17 protein-coding genes are annotated in these 17,690 nt (G+C 59.3%); 12 read left to right on the top strand and 5 right to left on the bottom strand.

Features of this window, described 5'->3' with window-relative positions; all coding sequences use genetic code 11:
- Positions 1-95: 95 nt before the first annotated feature.
- The 12 genes from hmeg3_RS23175 (at position 96) to hmeg3_RS23125 (ending at position 13,386) form a co-directional block, all read left to right on the top strand.
- The gene (locus tag hmeg3_RS23175; RefSeq protein WP_094565813.1) at positions 96-776 is read left to right on the top strand and encodes a Fe2+-dependent dioxygenase; all 681 of its coding nucleotides are present in this window, start codon (positions 96-98) and stop codon (positions 774-776) included.
- A gap of 167 nt (positions 777-943) precedes the next feature.
- The gene (locus hmeg3_RS23170) at positions 944-2,185 is read left to right on the top strand and encodes an SfnB family sulfur acquisition oxidoreductase (protein WP_094565812.1); all 1,242 of its coding nucleotides are present in this window, start codon (positions 944-946) and stop codon (positions 2,183-2,185) included.
- 55 nt (positions 2,186-2,240) lie between these two features.
- Positions 2,241-3,482 (top strand): SfnB family sulfur acquisition oxidoreductase, encoded by a 1,242-nt coding sequence (locus tag hmeg3_RS23165; RefSeq protein WP_094565811.1) that lies wholly within the window; start codon positions 2,241-2,243, stop codon positions 3,480-3,482.
- A gap of 48 nt (positions 3,483-3,530) precedes the next feature.
- A complete protein-coding gene (locus hmeg3_RS23160; RefSeq protein WP_369828848.1) occupies positions 3,531-4,889 on the top strand; it encodes an ABC transporter substrate-binding protein in 1,359 nt (452 codons plus the stop codon).
- 69 nt (positions 4,890-4,958) lie between these two features.
- Complete coding sequence (locus hmeg3_RS25255; protein WP_369828847.1) at positions 4,959-5,195, top strand: hypothetical protein; 237 nt, start codon at positions 4,959-4,961, stop codon at positions 5,193-5,195.
- A gap of 22 nt (positions 5,196-5,217) precedes the next feature.
- Positions 5,218-6,837 (top strand): ABC transporter substrate-binding protein, encoded by a 1,620-nt coding sequence (locus hmeg3_RS23155; RefSeq protein ID WP_094565810.1) that lies wholly within the window; start codon positions 5,218-5,220, stop codon positions 6,835-6,837.
- Between the two features lie 8 nt (positions 6,838-6,845).
- Positions 6,846-7,820: an ABC transporter permease gene (locus tag hmeg3_RS23150; protein ID WP_094565809.1), complete on the top strand. Its 975-nt coding sequence runs from the start codon at positions 6,846-6,848 to the stop codon at positions 7,818-7,820.
- Positions 7,821-7,851: 31 nt separating this feature from the next.
- Positions 7,852-8,754 (top strand): ABC transporter permease, encoded by a 903-nt coding sequence (locus tag hmeg3_RS23145; RefSeq protein WP_094565808.1) that lies wholly within the window; start codon positions 7,852-7,854, stop codon positions 8,752-8,754.
- Positions 8,755-8,764: 10 nt separating this feature from the next.
- On the top strand, positions 8,765-9,310 hold the full coding sequence (locus hmeg3_RS23140) for a carboxymuconolactone decarboxylase family protein (RefSeq protein WP_094565807.1): 546 nt from the start codon (positions 8,765-8,767) through the stop codon (positions 9,308-9,310).
- A complete protein-coding gene (locus hmeg3_RS23135; RefSeq protein WP_094565806.1) occupies positions 9,307-10,686 on the top strand; it encodes an LLM class flavin-dependent oxidoreductase in 1,380 nt (459 codons plus the stop codon). Before hmeg3_RS23140 ends, hmeg3_RS23135 begins: the two co-directional genes overlap by 4 nt.
- Positions 10,687-10,720: 34 nt before the next feature.
- Entirely contained in the window at positions 10,721-12,436 is a 1,716-nt protein-coding gene (locus hmeg3_RS23130; protein WP_094565805.1) for an ABC transporter ATP-binding protein, read from the top strand.
- A 128-nt stretch (positions 12,437-12,564) separates the two neighbouring features.
- A complete protein-coding gene (locus hmeg3_RS23125; RefSeq protein WP_094565804.1) occupies positions 12,565-13,386 on the top strand; it encodes a MetQ/NlpA family ABC transporter substrate-binding protein in 822 nt (273 codons plus the stop codon).
- Here hmeg3_RS23125 and hmeg3_RS24850 read toward each other — a convergent pair.
- From hmeg3_RS24850 to hmeg3_RS23105, 5 genes are all read right to left on the bottom strand, one after another.
- Complete coding sequence (locus hmeg3_RS24850) at positions 13,358-13,612, bottom strand: hypothetical protein (RefSeq protein WP_157739333.1); 255 nt, start codon at positions 13,610-13,612, stop codon at positions 13,358-13,360. The genes hmeg3_RS23125 and hmeg3_RS24850 overlap by 29 nt on opposite strands.
- Positions 13,613-14,197: 585 nt before the next feature.
- Complete coding sequence (locus hmeg3_RS23120; protein WP_094565803.1) at positions 14,198-15,064, bottom strand: ABC transporter permease; 867 nt, start codon at positions 15,062-15,064, stop codon at positions 14,198-14,200.
- 216 nt (positions 15,065-15,280) lie between these two features.
- The gene (locus hmeg3_RS23115; protein WP_094565802.1) at positions 15,281-15,676 is read right to left on the bottom strand and encodes a nuclear transport factor 2 family protein; all 396 of its coding nucleotides are present in this window, start codon (positions 15,674-15,676) and stop codon (positions 15,281-15,283) included.
- 159 nt (positions 15,677-15,835) lie between these two features.
- Positions 15,836-16,708, bottom strand: coding sequence for an ABC transporter ATP-binding protein (locus tag hmeg3_RS23110; RefSeq protein WP_232511782.1), 873 nt, complete (start codon positions 16,706-16,708; stop codon positions 15,836-15,838).
- Positions 16,689-17,690 carry an ABC transporter substrate-binding protein gene (locus hmeg3_RS23105; protein WP_094565801.1) on the bottom strand — a complete coding sequence of 334 codons (1,002 nt, stop codon included), beginning with the start codon at positions 17,688-17,690 and terminating at the stop codon, positions 16,689-16,691. The genes hmeg3_RS23110 and hmeg3_RS23105 overlap by 20 nt, the downstream gene beginning before the upstream one ends.

The following is a 17,690-nucleotide window of genomic DNA, read 5'->3' as shown; positions in this document are numbered from 1 at the left end:
TTTTATAGATCGGCCAGCAAGCTGAGGCGGGGCCCCGTGGACTGATGCGGGGCTTTGCTGTTTCGACTGGTTATATATTGTTATAAGGAGCATCGATGTTGTTGCATATTCCCCGCGTCCTCACGACAGAGCAGGTGGCGTCGCTGCGTAGCCGACTCGACAACGCCGACTGGGAGGACGGCCGGGCCACCGTCGGCTCGCAAGGGGCGCGTGTCAAACGCAACCAGCAGTTGCCGGAGCATTGCGCCATTGGGCGAGAGATGGGGCGCGAGATCATGGCCGCTCTGGCAGACAATACCACTTTCTTTGCAGCCGTTCTACCCGCGCGCACCATGCCGCCATTGTTCAATCGTTATGGGGGCGGCGAGCGCTACGGCGTACATATTGACGGTGCCGTACGGAAGACGCCGGATGCCGGCTTCCAGTTGCGTACCGATGTTTCATCCACGCTCTTTTTGAGTGATCCTGATGAATACGCCGGCGGCGAGCTGGTGGTGCACGATACCTATGGCGCGCACGAGGTCAAGCTGCCGGCCGGCGACCTGATTCTCTACCCGTCCACCAGCCGTCATGAAGTCATGCCGGTGACCGAAGGATGCCGCATCAGCGCGTTCTTCTGGACGCAAAGCATGATCCGCGACGACCATCGGCGCAGCATGCTGTTCGAACTGGACCAGGCTATTCATGCGTTGCGTCAGCGCCATGGCGACAGCAATGAAACGGTCATCCTGGCAGGGCACTATCACAACCTCTTGCGTCTCTGGGCCGAGACCTGATTGCATGACAAGGCGCCGGCTCATGCAATTTTCAAACTAAGAAATACGAAATACTTCGTTCTGCAAAAACGCGGACTTTGATTAAATGGCTGATCGTTAACCTTGCCTGCGCTTGCTGCTCTCTGTTCTTCGCAGCAAAGTGGTCAATCTCTCGGAGCCATTCCATCATGTCAGCGGTCATCGAAAAATCGATCGCGGGCGCAGCCGTCTCTACGCCCCGTGCGCCGGCGCACCGCATCCTCAGTGAACAAGAAGCAATCGATACAGCACGCAAGCTGGCGCAGGATTTCGCCGTGGACGCCGCTGAGCGAGACCGGCAACGGCGCTTGCCGCATGCCGAGATCGAGCGCTTTTCGTCCAGCGGGCTGTGGGCGATCACGGTGCCCAAGGCATACGGCGGCATCGGCGCTTCATGGGTGACACTGGCTGAAGTCGTCAAGATCATCTCCGCTGCCGACCCTTCCATCGGTCAGATCCCGCAAAATCATTTCGGCATTTTGAATGTGCTGGCGCAGACCGCGAGCGAAAGCCAGAAGCATTATTTCTATGGCGAAGTATTGAAGGGCGCGCGCTTCGGCAATGCAGGTCCCGAGCGCACCAGCAAGAACGTCCTCGATATCCGCACACGCATTACCAAAGATCCAGGCAGCCCGGACTATCTGCTCAACGGCACGCGTTTTTATTCCACCGGCGCGTTGTATGCCGACTGGGTGCCGACGCGCGCGCTGGACGACGAGGGAAAAGGCCTGTTTGTTTTTGCCGATCGCCACGCGCCGGGCTTGAGCGTGGTGGACGACTGGTCTGGCTTTGGCCAGCGCACCACGGCCAGCGGTACGGTCATTTTTGACAATGTGCGCGTATCCGCCGGTCACATCGTGCCATTGCATCAGTTGGCGGCGCAGCCCAACAACATCGGCCCGGTCGCACAATTGATCCAGGCGGCGATTGATGCCGGCATCGCCCATGCTGCAGTCGACGATGCGATTGCGTTCATCCGCCAGCGCTCACGTCCCTGGGCCGACAGCGGTGTCGAACGCGCCGGCGACGATCCATTGACCATCAACCAGATCGGCGATCTGAAGATTCGTCTGCATGCCGCTGATGCCTTGCTGGAACGTGCGGCCCGCACGCTCGACAAGCTGCCGCTGCCGATCGACTACGACCAGATGGCGCAGGCCTCGGTCGCTGTGGCGGAAGCCAAAGTGCTGACCACCGAGATTGCGCTTCACGCCAGCGAGAAACTGTTCGAACTGGCAGGCACGCAGTCGACCCTGTCCACCCACGATCTCGACCGTCACTGGCGCAATGCCCGCGTGCACACGCTGCATGATCCGGTGCGCTGGAAGTATCACGCCGTGGGCAACTACTACCTCAACGACACGCCGCCGCCACGTCATAACTGGTCCTGAGCTGGTTCCGGGCCGGTTCAGAATCGGCCAGCCATTTTCATCGAAAGCACACATCATGAGTCATCCCGCCACTGCCGTCGCATCCACCGATGCGCCATCGCGTTCCGCAGAGCAGCGTCTCGTCGCCAGAATCCGTGACGACGCCGAAGCCATCGACGTCGCGCACAAACTGGCCGCCGAACTGGCGCGCGACGCCTCCGAACGTGACCGTGAACGCCGTCTGCCCTGGGCTGAATTGGAGCGCTATGTCCGCTCGGGTTTGTGGGGTATTACCGTGCCGAAGGAATACGGCGGTGCCGGTGTCTCCAACGTCACTCTGGCACAGGTCACGGCGATCATTGCTGAGGCCGACGGTTCGCTCGGCCAGATTCCGCAGAACCATTTTTATGCCGTGGAAATCATCCGCGTCAACGGCAGCGAAGCGCAAAAACGCTTCTACTTTGACCGCGTCTTGCAAGGCGACCGTTTCGGCAATGCACTGGCGGAGATCGGCACCAAGAATTCCGCCGAGCGCAAGACACGCCTGACCAAGGACGGCGCCGACTACCGCATCAACGGCCGCAAGTTCTACGCCACCGGCGCGCTGTACGCCAACTGGGTACCGACCTCCGCCATCGGTGACGATGGCGTGCAACAGCTGGCGCTGGTGCCGCGCGATGCCGCAGGCCTGACCATCGTTGACGACTGGTCAGGCTTCGGCCAGCGCACTACCGGCAGCGGTTCGGCGATCTTCGACAATGTGCGCGTGCCTGCTGATGCCGTGTTGGGTTTCCAGGCTTCGTTCGACCGTCCGACGACGGTGGGGCCGCTCGCACAGATTCTGCACGCCGCGATTGACCTTGGCATTGCACGCGCCGCCTACAACGACCTGATCCGTTTCGTCTCGACGCGCTCGCGCCCATGGATCGACAGCGGTGTCGAATGCGCCGGTGATGATCCACTGACCATCCGCGAAGTGGGTGACCTGACTGTGCAACTGCACGCCGCTGAAGCACTGGTCGATCGCGCCGGATTGAAGGTCGATCTGGCCGCTGCCAACCCAACGGCAGATACCGTCGCCGCAGCCTCGATCGCCGTCGCCGAGGCGCGCGTGCTGACCAATAACGTGTCGCTGGCCGCCGGTAGCAAGCTGTTCGAGTTGGCGGGTACGCAATCCACACTGGCCGAAAACAATCTCGACCGCCATTGGCGCAACGCTCGCACGCATACGCTGCACGATCCGGTGCGCTGGAAGTATCACGCCATCGGCAACTACTACCTCAACGACAAGAAGCCACCACGCCACGGTGCGATCTGAGTCGTCGCCAATACCTGACTAAGCCTCGATACAACAAGAAAATACATCATGCACAATCGCTTCACGACTTCTTTGATTTCCGGTCTGGTGCTCGCCTCCCTGCCGTTCATTGCTGCAGCACAGACTCAGGCATCGGCATCGGCACCGGCGCAGGCACAGACACCCAAAGCCGGCGGCACCCTCGTCGCCATCGTTCAGCCTGAACCGGTCACGCTGACCGGCGCCGTCAACACCGCGCAACCGACATCGCTGATCGCCACCAATGTCTATGACGGGCTGCTGTCCTATGACAATGAACTCAAACCGCATGGCCAACTGGCAGAGCGCTGGGAAGTATCGAAAGACGGTCTCGCCATCACCTTCCATTTGCGCAAGGGCGTCAAATGGCACGATGGCAAACCGTTCACTTCGGCCGACGTCAAATGGTCGGTGGAAAACGTCTGGAAAACCATTCACCCGCGCAACAAGGCCATCCTCGTCAACCTGACGCAAGTCGATACGCCGGATGCCAATACCGCCATCTTCCGTTTCACCAAGCCGTCACTGGCCTTGCTGTCGACACTGAATTCCTGGGGAGCGCCGGTATTGCCGAAGCATCTGTATGAAGGCACCGACGTGCTCAACAATCCGAACAACAACAAGCCGGTCGGTACCGGCCCGTTCGTGTTCAAGGAATGGAGCCGCGGCAACTACATCACGCTGGAGCGCAACCCGAATTATTGGGATAAGAGTAACGGCGGGGGCAAGCCCTACCTCGACAAGATCATCTTCAAGGTCGTGCCTGATGCCGGTGCGCGTGCTGCGATGCTGGAAAACGGCGATGCGCAATATGCCGTCTTCAGCCCGGTGCCGCCGAAAGAAGCGCAACGCCTGGCCGAGTCCGGCAAGGTCAAGGTCGAAACCAACGGCTATCAATGGTCGTCGCCAGTACTCTACCTCGACTACAACCTCAACAACAAATATCTGAAAGATGTGCGCGTGCGCCGCGCCATCGCCCACGCGGCGAATCTGGAAGGTCTGAACAAGGTCGTCTGGTACGGCTACGGCAAACCGTCGGTCAGTATCGTACCGACTACGCTGTCGCAGTTCTTCGATAGCACCGTGCCGCGCTATCCGTATGACACCAAGAAGGCCGAGGCCTTGCTGGACGAAGCCGGTTTCCCGCGCGGTGCCGATGGCGTGCGCTTCACCATTAACAATGACTACTTGCCCTACGGCGACGACTATCGCCGTACCGCCGAATACCTCAAGCAATCGCTCAAGCGCGTCGGCATCGAAGTCAACATCCGCAGCCAGGACACGGCAGCCTTTACCAAAAGGGTCTACGGCGACCGCGACTTCGACACTGCCATCACCTGGAATGCATCCTTCCCTGATCCGCAAATCGGTCTCACACGCATGTACTGATCAGGCTGGATCGGCAAGAACATCCCGTGGACTAACAGCTCCGGCTACAGCAATCCGGAAGTCGATCGCGTGATCGAACAGGCGCAGGGCGCAGCGACGCAGGCCGAACGTATCGCACTGTTCAAGAAATTTCAGCAGATCACTCAGACCGAATTGCCGACCTTGCCACTGATCGAGTTGCACTTCTTTACTGTGCATTCGCCGCGTCTCAAGGGCATCACGCAGGACGGCGACCAATCGCAGGGTTCGCTGAAAAACGCGTGGCTGGAACCTGCCAACGCCAACCTGGCGAAAGCCGGGCAATAAAAATACCGAGGGAAAATAGAACATGAAAAAGACCGTATTCAAACTGCTGGCGGCCACCGCCATCACGTTAACCTTCACCGTGAATGCCTTTGCGCAGACCCGCGGCGGCACCCTGACCGCGATCATCCAGCCCGAGCCGGTGATCCTGACCTCGGCGCTGAACACTGCGGCGCCAACCGGCTTCTTCAGCGCCAACGTCTTCGACGGTCTGGTGGAATACGACAACGATTTCAAACTGCGTCCGGCGCTGGCGGAAAGCTGGGACGTCTCCAAAGACAGCAAGACGCTGACCTTCCATCTACGCCGTGGCGTCAAGTGGCATGACGGCAAGCCGTTCACGTCGGCCGACGTCAAATGGACGCTGGAAAACGTCTGGAAGAAGATCCATCCGCGCAATCAGATCATCTACGGCACCGTCACCAGCGTCGATACGCCGGACGACTACACCGTCATCATCCGTTTCAGCGAACCATCGCTGGCTGTCCTGAGCTCGCTCAACAGCAACGGCGCGCAAGTGCTGCCCAAGCATTTGTACGAAGGCACCGACATCCTCAACAATCCCTACAACAACAAGCCGGTCGGCACCGGTCCGTTCGTGTTCAAGGAATGGAGCCGCGGCAACTACATCACGCTGGAGCGCAACCCGAACTACTGGGACAAAAGCAAAGGCGTGAGCAAGCCTTACCTCGATAAGATCATCTTCAAGGTCGTACCTGACGCCGGTGCGCGTGCTGCTGCCTTGGAAAAAGGCGAAGCACAATATGCGCCGTTCTCGCCCGTGCCGCTGAAGGATGCCGAACGCCTCGCCAAGTTGCCCGGCCTCAAGCTGGAAACCCGCGGCTACGACTGGATCTCGCCGTGGCTGTTCCTCGACGTCAACGTCGACCGGCCTTATTTCAAGGATGTGCGCGTGCGCCAGGCGCTGGCGTATGCGATCGACCTGAACGCCTTCAACAAGGTGGTCTGGTACGGCTTCGGCAAACCGGCGGTCAGTCCGGTGGTGTCGACGCTCAAGCAATTCCACACTGACGACGTGCCGAAGTACGGTTACGACCCGAAGAAGGCGGAAGCCCTGCTGGATGAAGCCGGTCTCAAGCGCGGCGCCGACGGTACCCGCTTGCGTATCAACCTCGACTACCTGCCTTACGGCGACGACTACAAGCGCAGCGGTGAATACATCAAGCAAGCGTTGAAACGCATCGGCATCGACGTCAACGTGCGCGCACAAGATACGCCGACTTATACCAAGCGCGTCTATGGCGACCGTGACTACGACCTGTCGGTGGTGTGGTTCGCCGGTTTTGCCGATCCGCTGGTGGGCGTGACACGCGCTTACTGGAGCGATTCGGTCGGCAAGAACATCCCGTGGAGCAATGGTTCGGGCTACCGCAGCGCCGAAGCCGACAAGCTGATCGAGCAGGCTCAGTCATCGGCCAGCCAGACCGAACGCGTCGCGCTGTTCAAGAAACTTCAGCAACGCGTCCAAACCGACCTGCCATCGATTCCACTGCTTGAGCTGCACTTCTTCACCGTGCAGTCTGCCAATCTGAAAGACACCGTCACCGGCGTCGACCAGATCTACAGCTCGCTCAAAAATGCGTGGTTCGACAACACGGCCAAAGTCGCCAAAGCGGCTCCCTGAGGACAGCAATGAAGATTAACAACGTCGTCATCCGTCGCCTGCTGCAACTCGTCAGCGTGGCGCTGGGCGTGGCCATCATCAACTTTTTCCTGCTGCGTCTGGCGCCGGGCGATGCTGCCCAGGTGCTGGCCGGCGAAGCCGGTGCGGCAACGCCGGAATACATGGCGGCGTTGCGCGCTCAGTTCGGTCTGGATCAGCCGCTGCTGGTGCAGTTCGGCAAATACCTGCTGAACCTGGCGCATTTCAATCTCGGCTACTCCTTCCGTCACGGCATGCCGGTGGCGCAGCTGATCGGCGAGCGCGTACCGGCGACGTTGCTGCTGATGGGCGCGAGCATCCTGTTTGCCGTCCTGGCAGGTGCAACACTCGGTGCGATTGCGGCTTACCGAGCCGGCAAGATTGCCGACGTCGTGATCTCGACGCTGGCGCTGGTGTTCTTCGCCACGCCGCTGTTCTGGATCGGTCTGATGCTGGTGGTGGTGTTCTCGGTCTGGCTCGACTGGCTGCCGGTGGGTGGCATGTTCACGATTGAAGCCGGCTATACCGGCTGGGCGCACATCGTCGATGTGGCGCGCCATCTGGTGTTGCCGGCGGTGACGCTGGGCTTGTTCTACATGGCGGTGTACACGCGGCTGATGCGCGCGACCATGGTCGAGGTGCGCCGCCAGGACTTCGTTCGTACCGCTGTCGCCAAAGGTGCGCGGCCGCCGCGCGTGCTGTTCGCACATGTACTGCGCAATGCCTTGCTGCCGCTAGTCACCATGTTGGGTGTGCAGGTCAGTTCCATCATCGGCGGCGCGGTGCTGGTAGAGACCGTCTTCTCCTGGCCGGGACTGGGACGACTGGCGTTTGAGGCGTTGTTCCAGCGTGATTTCAATCTGTTGCTCGGCATCTTGCTGTGCAGTTCCATCGTTGTGATCGTGGTGAACTGGGTGGTGGACTTTGTCTATACCCGTCTCGATCCGCGTATTCGTTTTTCCTGACGTAGATGATTTGTCTGAAAGTGACTCTGCAATGAGCGAACTTGTTTCCACACTGGCGCTGACCAAGGCCGATGCGCCGGCCAGCCTGATCGCAGCGCCGACCACGCGCGGCTGGTTCGGCCGCCTGCTGCGCTCGCCATCGGCGCTGGTCGGTGGTGTGCTGCTGTTGGTGGTGGTGCTGATGGCGGTGTCATCGCCGTGGCTGTTTCCTGGTGATCCGCTGGACATGGTGGTCGAACCCTTTCTGCATCCCGGCGTTGATGCCGCACATTTGCTGGGCAGCGACATGCTGGGCCGTGATTTGTTGAGCGGCATTTTCCACGGTGCGCGCGTGTCCTTGCTAATCGCCGTCGTATCAACCCTGCTGGCATTACTGCTGGGTGTCAGCGGCGGCTTGCTGGCCGGTTACTACGGCGGGCTTGCCGATGCGGTGTTGATGCGCGTGACGGAATTTTTCCAGACCATCCCATCCTTCCTGTTCGCGCTGGCAATCGTCGCCGTCGTGCAGCCGACCTTGCTGACGATTGCATTGGCCATCGGTGTGACCGCATGGCCGAGTCTGGCGCGGCTGGTGCGCGCCGAGGTGCTCAAGCTGCGTCATAGCGAAATGGTGCAAGCCAGCGCTGCACTGGGCGCGACCGATTTGCGCATCATGCTGCGCGACATTCTGCCCAATACGCTGACGCCAATTCTTGTGTCGACCTCGCTGATGGTGGCGACTGCGATTCTCACCGAATCCAGCCTGGCCTTCCTCGGTCTGGGTGATCCCAATGCGGTGAGCTGGGGCAACATGGTCGGCTCGGGGCGCGAAGTGATCCGCACCGACTGGTACATCACGACGATTCCCGGCATCGCGATTGTGATCACGGTGCTGGCGTTGAATTTATTAGGTGACGGATTGGCCGACGTGCTCGATCCGCGCGACAGAAAATAGGAGAAACATCATGGCACGCGTAGCAACCCTGTTATCCCACCAGCTGCCGGAAGGCGCTGCACGCACGATCTTCGAGAAGGTCGAGAACGAATATGGCGCCTTCGGCAACATGCTCGGCGTACTGGCGCATCGCCCGGCTTCGATTGAGCATATCTACGGCTTGCTGTTGCAGTTTGCCGCGGAGGGAAATATCTCAAAGCTGCATCTGGAGATCGTGCTGGTCACGGCCTCCAAAGCTAACGAATGCAGCTACTGTGTCTCGCACCATGCGCCCAAGCTGGCTGCCCAGCATGTGTCGCCGGAAACGGTGGAACACATCCTCGAGCCCGACGTGCCCGGCCTCGGCCCGGTAGAAAAACTGGTGCGCGATTACGCACTGGCCGTCACCCGCCAACGCGTCGGCGACAGTCTGGTGACGCGACTGCGCGAACATTTCTCGGAATCGCAGATCGTCGAGCTGACCTTGCGCGCCGCGCTGTGCGCCTTCTTCGCTCGCTTCAATGAAGCGCTCGACGTTCAGCTTGAGCCTGAATACGTGACCGCGGACGCAGCATGAGCAATAGCGACAAAAAAGAAATCCGCCTCAACGCATTCAACATGAACTGCGTGAACCACATCAACCACGGCTTGTGGACACATCCGCGCGACCGCTCGCAAGACTACACCGACATTGAGTATTGGACCGACCTGGCGAAACTGCTGGAGCGCGGCAAGTTCGATGGCCTGTTCCTGGCCGACATCGTCGGCGTCTACGATGTGTACCAGAACTCGGTCGACATCACCCTGCGCGAATCCATCCAGCTGCCGGTCAACGACCCGATGCTGTTGATTTCTGCAATGGGCCTGGTGACCACACATCTCGGTTTCGGCATTACCGCCAACCTGACGTATGAGGCGCCGTTCCTGTTCGCGCGCCGCATGTCGACGCTCGATCATTTGACCAAGGGCCGTGTCGGCTGGAACATCGTGACCGGCTATCTCGACAGCGCCGCCCGCGCGATGGGATTGTCCGAGCAACTGGAACACGATCAGCGCTACGACCGCGCCGACGAGTTCATGGAAGTCGTCTACAAATTGTGGGAAGGCAGCTGGGAAGACGACGCCGTCATCCGCGATCGCGAGAATCGCATTTATGCGCAGCCGGACAAAGTCCATAAGATCCATCACAGCGGCGACTACTACAAGGTCGAGGGCTACCACCTCAGCGAACCGTCGCGCCAGCGTACGCCGGTGCTGTATCAGGCCGGTTCGTCCGGACGCGGCCAGGCTTTCGGCGCGCGCCATGCGGAGTGTGTGTTCGTCTCCGGCCAGAGCAAGGAAGCCGTGCGCAAGCTGGTGACCAGCATCCGTGAAGGTGCGGTGCGAGAAGGCCGCGGGCCGGACGACGTCAAGATTTTCATGGGCCTGACCGTGGTGGTGGCGCCGACCGAGAAAGAAGCGCGCGACAAGTACGCCGACTATGCGCGCTACGCCAGCCCCGAAGCCGGTCTCGCGCATTTCTCCAGCGGCACCGGCATCGACTTTTCACAGTACGAACTCGACGAGCCGATCCGCCAGGTCAAGACCAATTCCATCGAATCGCTGGTCAAGACCGTGACCAATCCCGAACTCAACTGGACCAAGCGCAAGCTCTTGCAGCAACTGGAACTCGGGGGCCGCTACGCCACCATCGTCGGCTCGCCGCAACAGGTTGCCGATGAGCTGGAGGCATGGATACGCGAGACCGACATTGACGGTTTCAACCTGACCCGCACGGTGACGCCGGAAAGCTTCGAAGCCTTTGTCGATCTGGTCATCCCTGAATTGCAGACGCGCGGTTCCTACAAGCATGACTACGCGCCGGGGACCTTGCGCGAGAAGCTGTTTGCCGGCGGAGCGCGCTTGCCGGAGCAACATGCCGGCGCGGGCTATCGCAGCGGCGTTACTGCCTAAGTAGCGCTTGAGAACCGACCACAGAAAGACACCCATGAGCCAGCTCCTCGATATCCGTAATCTGAATGTGTCCTTTCCGGGCCACGACGCCGTCAAGAATCTCAGCTTCGGCATCGCTGCCGGCGAGACACTGGCGCTGGTCGGCGAGTCCGGCTGCGGCAAGTCGACGACGGCGCTATCGCTGCTGCGCCTGTTGCCCGACAGTGCACGCGTATCGGGCAGTATCGTGTTTGAAGGCCGCGATCTGCAGACCCTGCCGGAAGAAGAGATCTGCGCGCTGCGCGGCAATGCGATCTCGATGATCTTCCAGGAGCCGATGACATCGCTCAATCCGGTGCTGACCATCGGTCAGCAGGTTGTCGAAGCCATCCGCCTCCATCAACCCTTGTCGGCGCAGGCCGCCAAAGCACGCGCCATCGAGTTGCTGGAACTGGTGCGCATCCCCGAACCACAACGCCGTTTCAACGACTATCCGCACAACTTGTCCGGCGGCCAGCGCCAGCGCGTCATGATCGCGATGGCGGTGTCCTGCCATCCCCGCCTGCTGGTGGCGGACGAGCCGACCACCGCACTGGATGTCACGATTCAGGCGCAGATCCTGGCGTTGCTGGATCAATTACGCCGTGAGTTGTCGATGGCTGTGCTGCTGATCACGCATGATCTGGCCGTGGTCGAACAATGGGCCGATCGCGTCGTCGTCATGTATGGCGGAAAGAAAATCGAAGAGGCGCGCAGCGAGATCCTGTTCGAGCGGCCGCGTCATCCGTATACGCAAGGCTTGCTCGGCGCCTCCTTGCAGATAGAGCGGAACTATCACTATCGCGACGGACGACTCCCCGAGATCCGTACGGAACAGAAGGGCGACGAGCGCATCTTCACGCTGTCCGGGCGCGAGCATGCGGCGCCTTTGCCGCCGATTTCCTTGTCTGAAAAACCTTTGCTGTCGCTGCGGGATGTCCATACCCACTATCGCTCCCGCAATGGCGTCGTCCATGCGGTGAAGGGCGTATCCTTCGACGTCGCACCGGGCGAATCGGTCGGACTGGTCGGCGAATCCGGTTGTGGCAAGTCGACCTTGTCGAAGACCATCGTGCGTCTGGTCGAATCCAGCGCCGGCAAGATTCTGCTGGACGGTGAGGACATCGCAAAACTCGATGGTATGCGTCTGCGTCCGTATCGCCGTCGCGTACAAATGATTTTTCAGGATCCGTATGCGTCACTCAATCCACGTCACACGGTTGCAGAGATTCTCGATGCAGCCCTGGTGATCCACGACGTCAAAGACAAGACTGAACGCCGTCGCCGCATCGAGCAAATCGTTGATCTGGTCGGATTGCCGCAGCGCGCTTTGCGCAGCTATCCGCATCAGTTCTCCGGCGGCCAGCGTCAGCGCATCGGTATCGCGCGGGCATTGGTGCTCAAGCCCGCACTGGTGATCTGCGACGAACCGGTCTCGGCGCTGGATGTGTCGGTGCAAGCGCAGATATTGAACCTGCTGGTGGATCTCAAGCGGGAGTTCGGTCTGTCGTATCTGTTCATTTCACACGACTTGTCGGTGGTGCGTTACATTGCCGACAAGGTACTGGTGATGAACGGCGGACGCATCGTCGAGTCGGGCGACCACAACAGCATCTGGCAGAATCCGCAGCATGAATACACGCGCTCGCTGATCGCAGCGGTCCCATCATCATCTGCACGCCGACAAACTGGTCACGTCGAAGAGACGCAGCGAGAGCTACTGATCGCCTGATCATCGCTTGATTTCCGCATAATTTCCGCATGATATGGCGGTCACCAAAAAGCAAATATTCAAGCGACAAAAGATTCGTTTTGTTCGTCGGCGGCGGCAGATAAATTAGCGCTATTTAAGGATGATTCATGGCGCGATTTTTTAACCGTCTGCTGACAGGTGTGTTGTTGGCGAGCATTGCAGTTGGGGTTGCGACGACTGCTGTGGCGCAGGACAAGACCTTGAAAGTTGGCGTCACCAGCGGCCCGCATGCGCAGATTTTTGAAGTGGTAAAACGCGTTTTTGAACGCAGCAATCCCGGCTACAAAATTCAGATCGTCGAGTTCAACGACTATATCCAGCCCGACGCCGCCCTTGATGCTGGCGAACTGGATGCCAACAGCTTCCAGCATCGTCCCTTCCTGAATGCGCAGATCAAGACGCGGGGTTACAAACTCTACGGCACCGGGCGTACCTTCATCGGGCCGATGGCGATTTACTCGAAGAAATATCGCAGCCTGAACGACATCCCTGTCGGCGCGAAGATCGGTATCCCCAATGATCCTGCCAACGAGAGTCGAGTCTTGCTGCTGTTGCAAAAACATGGCGTGATCAAATTGCGTGCGGGGATTGATCCATTGACGGGAGTCAACGCGACGCCGATCGATATTGTCGAGAATACGAAGAAGTGGAAGTTCATCGAAATCGACGCAGCGCAATTGCCGCGCACGCTGGATGATCTGGATGCGTCGGCGGTGAACGCGGACTATGCGGCGAAGGCGGGTTTGCATCCGGTGCGTGATAGCCTGGTGGTGGAGAATGGGGAGAGTCCCTATGCTTGCCTGATCGCTGTGCGGGAGAAGGATAAGGATCAGCCTTGGTTGCCTAAGCTGGTGAAGGCTTATCAGTCGGATGAGGTGAAGAAGTTTATTGATTCGGAGTTTAAGGGGGGGATTTTGGCGGCTTGGTGATGGGGATTTCTTTTGTGTTTTGTTCCGGTCTTGCGTCGATGCGTTGCTGATGCTGTTCTTTCTTCGATCGACCTTTGCCGGGGGCGGCCCGGCAGCCGCTCACTTTTCTTGCTTCGCCAAGAAAAGTAAGCAAAAGAAGGCGACCGCTGGGTCGTAGCCCCTTCGGGGTTCCCGGCGTCAGCAGATGAAAATCGGGAAGGGAAAACAACTCGCTGCGCTCAGACATTTTTCCCTTCTTGATCCGATTTTCACCCGCTGACACCGGCTACTCTCAAGCGGACTTCGAGACGGGCTCGCTGCGCCTTCGGCATCGTGGGTTCAAGTGTTGGTGATGCTGCAAGCTTCAATTCTATTTTTTAATTTCGTCGTCCCAGCGAACGCTGGGATCCAGTGACGTTAGTGGTTACTCAGCCGTCGTTAAGACGCTGGGTTCTAACTTTCCTTGGAACGACAAAGCAGAAGAGACTCAAGGAGTTCGCGTAGTCACCGTCCCCTGGCGATGCGCAGCGAGCCAGTCTCGAAGTCCGCTTGAGAGTAGCCGGTGACGGTGGGGTCAAATCGGAAAAAGAAGGGAAAAATGTTTGAGCGCAGCGAGTTGTTTTCCCTTCCCGATTTGAGCCTGCCGGCGCCGGGAACCCCCGAAGGGGGCTACGACCCAGCGGTCGCTTTCTTGGCTTACTTTCTTTGGCGAGACAAAGAAAGTGAGTAGCCGCCGGGCTACCCCCGGCAGGGTTGATCGAAGAAAGAAAAGAGGGCACTACGACAAACCGTAGTCGGAACAAAACACAGAACAAAGCACACAACAAACCGCCTACCTCTGCATCCCCCACCGCTTAACAGTAACCCTCTCAATCACATTAAACCCCAGATTCTCCACCAGCAACCCAATCAAAATCACCATCGCCAACCCAGCAAACACCTTATCGGTATACAGCTCGTTGCGATTCTGAAAAATGTACCAACCCAGCCCGCCTTTGCCACTGGAAGCCCCAAACACCAGCTCCGCCGCGATCAGCGTACGCCAGGCAAACGCCCAGCCGATACGCAAGCCGGCGAGGATAGACGGCAACGCCGCAGGCACCAGCATGAAAATCACAAACCGTATTCCGCGCAACCCATAGTTGCGCCCCGCCATGCGCAAGGTATCCGAAACCCCGAGAAATCCTGCGTAGGTATTCAGTGCCAACGCCCACAACACCGAATGCACAAGCACAAAGATCAGGCTGTTTTCGCCAAGGCCAAACCAGAGCAAGGCCAGCGGCAACATCGCGATGGCCGGCAGGGGATTGAACATCGATGTCAGGGTGCTGAGCAGATCACGGCCCAACTGCGTCGAGACAGCAAGCGTGGTCAGTGCAAACGCCAGCACGATGCCGATGAGATAGCCCTTTACCAATACTTTCAGCGAAATCCACACCTTGCCGATCAGCTCGCCGGTGGCGATACCGTCGACAAATGCCTGCGCCGTTTGCACGAAGCCAGGCAGTAGTAAGTCATTATTCTGGATACGCGCCACGACTTCCCAGATGACCGCCAATATCAGCAGGATGACGGTCTTGCGCACCCAGCCTTGCTGCCATATCCGTTGCGGCAGGGATAGCGTGCGTTCCAGCGGGACGTTGTCCAGCGGCGTGAGCGCGATTTCATATTCATCGCGAATGGGAGGGGAGAGATTCATGGCGGACTCGACTTGGTGGATTGCCGTATGGTGTTAAAAAATCCTTCACCGTAGCGGATCTTGTCGTCGGCGCACAAGAATCATTTCGCGCAAACAAATGCGTATTTTGTATAACGCTGTTTTTGCCGCTTATTGCGCAAAAGCGGTGAGAGGCGAATCGCCGCCGGGGCCATGCGCGGGCATGGCCGGAGCGGCGATAAGGAGGCAGGAGAAGAGCTAGCTTGGACGGCCGTGGAAGGCCTTGTTGGCGATCTTCCAGCCGTCGGCTGTTTTCAGCAGGACAAAATAATCGGTGAAAGTAACCGGGCCATGTACCAGCGTGATCTTGGCCGCGGCAGAGTGGCCGCTGACATCGATCCAGTCTACGGTGCGGCGACGGCTCGCTTCGTCGACGGCCGGGATGCCTTTGAAGCGTTCGCAGTAGACATCCAGCGGCCATGAGGTGAAGACGCCTTCACGCATCGATTCGATATGCGCGGTCGGCAGAAAGGCTTGCCGCATGTGGCTGGCATCGTCGCGCGCGTGGCCGAGAAAATACTGTTCGATGGGCGCCAGAACTTCGGCTTGTTCGGTGGTGCAGGTCGGCTGGGACGATGCGGCGGTTGTGTTCATGACGGACTCCTGAATTTGAGTTGCCCATGATGCGTGAACAACGCCGTCGCGGGCCGCTCCGCTGTTGATAACAGGTATATGCGAAGTCAGATAGTTGGTGATCTCTGCAGCGAGGGAAGATGCTCTCCCGCACCAACTTGCAGGTGGGAGAGCGGCACATCAATACGAAAAGCGCACATCCTTGAAATTGACCTGTGCGGCCGGCTCCGCCTGGCCTTCGTCGAACAGCAGGCGATGGATGCGCCGTGCGGTGTCCTGAAAGCCGACACTGCCCAGGCTTTGCAGATCGTATTCATGGCTGTTGATCTCGGCGCGCACCCGGCCGGGATGCGGTGACAGCAACAGAATGCGGTTGCCGACGACGAGTGCTTCTTCGATTGAGTGCGTGACGAAGAGCAGCGTGAAGCGAACCTCTTCCCACAGTATCAGCAACTCTTCCTGCATCTTGCGCCGGGTCAGCGCATCCAGTGCGGCGAAGGGTTCATCCATGAGCAGGATTTTCGGCTGCATGGCCAGCGCACGCGCGATGGCGACACGCGCTTTCATCCCGCCGGAGAGGGTGTGCGGATAGGCATCGGTGAATTTGCCGAGACCGACCTTGTCAAGATAGTGCAAGGCGCGCTCAGCGGCTTCGCGCTTGCCTAGCGTGCGTGAGGCAAGCAGCGGGAACATGACGTTTTGCTTCACCGTTTTCCACGGTGGCAACTGGTCAAACTCCTGAAAGACGACGATGCGATCCGGCCCGGGTTGGTGAATGGCGACACCATCGAGACGGATTTCACCGGCAGCCGGTTTGAGAAAACCGGCGACGGCTTTCAGCAAACTCGACTTGCCACAGCCGGAGGGGCCGAGCAGCACGAAGCGGTCAGCCGGATAAACGTCGAAGCTGACGTCGTGCGTGGCTTGCACCACGGCAGTGGCGCTGCGGTATTGCAGGCCGACGCCGTCGACGTGCAACAGCGGCGTGTGGCTGACATTGTCGCCGACCGCATGCAACGCGCTACGCGACTGATCAGCTGCCTGGTTGTGCATACGCTTCTTCAAAAAAGTAATCTTTCCACGACGCCGCGCGGTTCTTCAATACGCCGATATCGTGCAGTTTGTCCGCGTAGACATAGCTGCGCTGCGGCGAGACGGTGAAATCGATTTCCGGATCTTCGACGATCTTGCGCACGAACTCTGGCGCCAGCTTGGATTTCTGCACGCGGATAAAGGTGTCGGCCGCCTTGGCCTTGTTGGCGCGGATGAATTGCGCCGCTTCCACCAGCGCGTTGTAGAACGCCTTATAGGTCTTCGGATTGTCGTCGTGGAATTTTTGCGTGGTGTAGAGGACGTTGAAGGTCGCCGGTCCGCCGAGGATGTCGTAGGAACTGAGGATCTTGTGGACGTTCTTGTTTTCCAGTGCCTGATATTGGAACGGCGGGCTGGAGAAATGCGTATTGATCTCCGAGCCGCCAGAGATCAGGGCCACCGTGGCGTCGGGATGCGACAGGCTCACCGAGATATTGTCGAAGCGCTTGTAGTCGGCCTTGCCGAATACCCGTGCGGTTTCGATTTGCAGGGTGCGCGACTGGTAGCCGACGCCGGCGGCCGGCACCGCGATGCGGTCCTTGTCGCTGAGGTCCTGCAGCGTCTTGACCTTGGGATTGTTGCTCAGCAGGTAGTTGGGCATGGAGCCGAGCGAGGCGATCGCCTTGACGTTCTGGCGGCCGCGCGTGCGATCCCACAGGGTGAGCATCGGCGGTACGCCGGCCGAGACGACATCCAGCGCACCTGCCAGCAGGGCTTCATTCATGGCGGTGGCGCCGGAGATGCTGTTCCATTCGACCTTGATGTCGACGCCTTGCTGCTTGCCGTACTTTTCGATCAGCTTCTGGTCTTGCACGACGTCGAGGATCAGGTAACCGATGCCGAATTGCTGGGCGATGCGGATCTGGCCTTCAGCGTGGGCGCTGGCGCTGAAACCGGCTGCCGCCGCGATGACGGTGGTAGCGATAAGTGAAGCGAAGCGCAT

Source organism: Herbaspirillum sp. meg3, from assembly GCF_002257565.1.
Lineage (GTDB): Bacteria > Pseudomonadota > Gammaproteobacteria > Burkholderiales > Burkholderiaceae_D > Herbaspirillum.
The sequence above is the reverse complement of the archived record's forward strand: the minus strand, read 5'-3'. Positions and strand labels throughout refer to the sequence as shown.

Excerpts from the sequence above, each read along its gene's own strand:
- hmeg3_RS23175 (WP_094565813.1), top strand. The coding sequence starts at position 96 with ATGTTGTTGCATATTCCCCGCGTCCTCACGACAGAGCAGGTGGCGTCG.
- hmeg3_RS23170 (WP_094565812.1), top strand. The coding sequence starts at position 944 with ATGTCAGCGGTCATCGAAAAATCGATCGCGGGCGCAGCCGTCTCTACG.
- hmeg3_RS23165 (WP_094565811.1), top strand. The coding sequence starts at position 2,241 with ATGAGTCATCCCGCCACTGCCGTCGCATCCACCGATGCGCCATCGCGT.
- hmeg3_RS23160 (WP_369828848.1), top strand. The coding sequence starts at position 3,531 with ATGCACAATCGCTTCACGACTTCTTTGATTTCCGGTCTGGTGCTCGCC.
- hmeg3_RS23155 (WP_094565810.1), top strand. The coding sequence starts at position 5,218 with ATGAAAAAGACCGTATTCAAACTGCTGGCGGCCACCGCCATCACGTTA.
- hmeg3_RS23150 (WP_094565809.1), top strand. The coding sequence starts at position 6,846 with ATGAAGATTAACAACGTCGTCATCCGTCGCCTGCTGCAACTCGTCAGC.
- hmeg3_RS23145 (WP_094565808.1), top strand. The coding sequence starts at position 7,852 with ATGAGCGAACTTGTTTCCACACTGGCGCTGACCAAGGCCGATGCGCCG.
- hmeg3_RS23140 (WP_094565807.1), top strand. The coding sequence starts at position 8,765 with ATGGCACGCGTAGCAACCCTGTTATCCCACCAGCTGCCGGAAGGCGCT.
- hmeg3_RS23135 (WP_094565806.1), top strand. The coding sequence starts at position 9,307 with ATGAGCAATAGCGACAAAAAAGAAATCCGCCTCAACGCATTCAACATG.
- hmeg3_RS23130 (WP_094565805.1), top strand. The coding sequence starts at position 10,721 with ATGAGCCAGCTCCTCGATATCCGTAATCTGAATGTGTCCTTTCCGGGC.
- hmeg3_RS23125 (WP_094565804.1), top strand. The coding sequence starts at position 12,565 with ATGGCGCGATTTTTTAACCGTCTGCTGACAGGTGTGTTGTTGGCGAGC.
- hmeg3_RS24850 (WP_157739333.1), bottom strand. The coding sequence starts at position 13,612 with ATGTCTGAGCGCAGCGAGTTGTTTTCCCTTCCCGATTTTCATCTGCTG.
- hmeg3_RS23120 (WP_094565803.1), bottom strand. The coding sequence starts at position 15,064 with ATGAATCTCTCCCCTCCCATTCGCGATGAATATGAAATCGCGCTCACG.
- hmeg3_RS23115 (WP_094565802.1), bottom strand. The coding sequence starts at position 15,676 with ATGAACACAACCGCCGCATCGTCCCAGCCGACCTGCACCACCGAACAA.
- hmeg3_RS23110 (WP_232511782.1), bottom strand. The coding sequence starts at position 16,708 with ATGCACAACCAGGCAGCTGATCAGTCGCGTAGCGCGTTGCATGCGGTC.
- hmeg3_RS23105 (WP_094565801.1), bottom strand. The coding sequence starts at position 17,690 with ATGCGCTTCGCTTCACTTATCGCTACCACCGTCATCGCGGCGGCAGCC.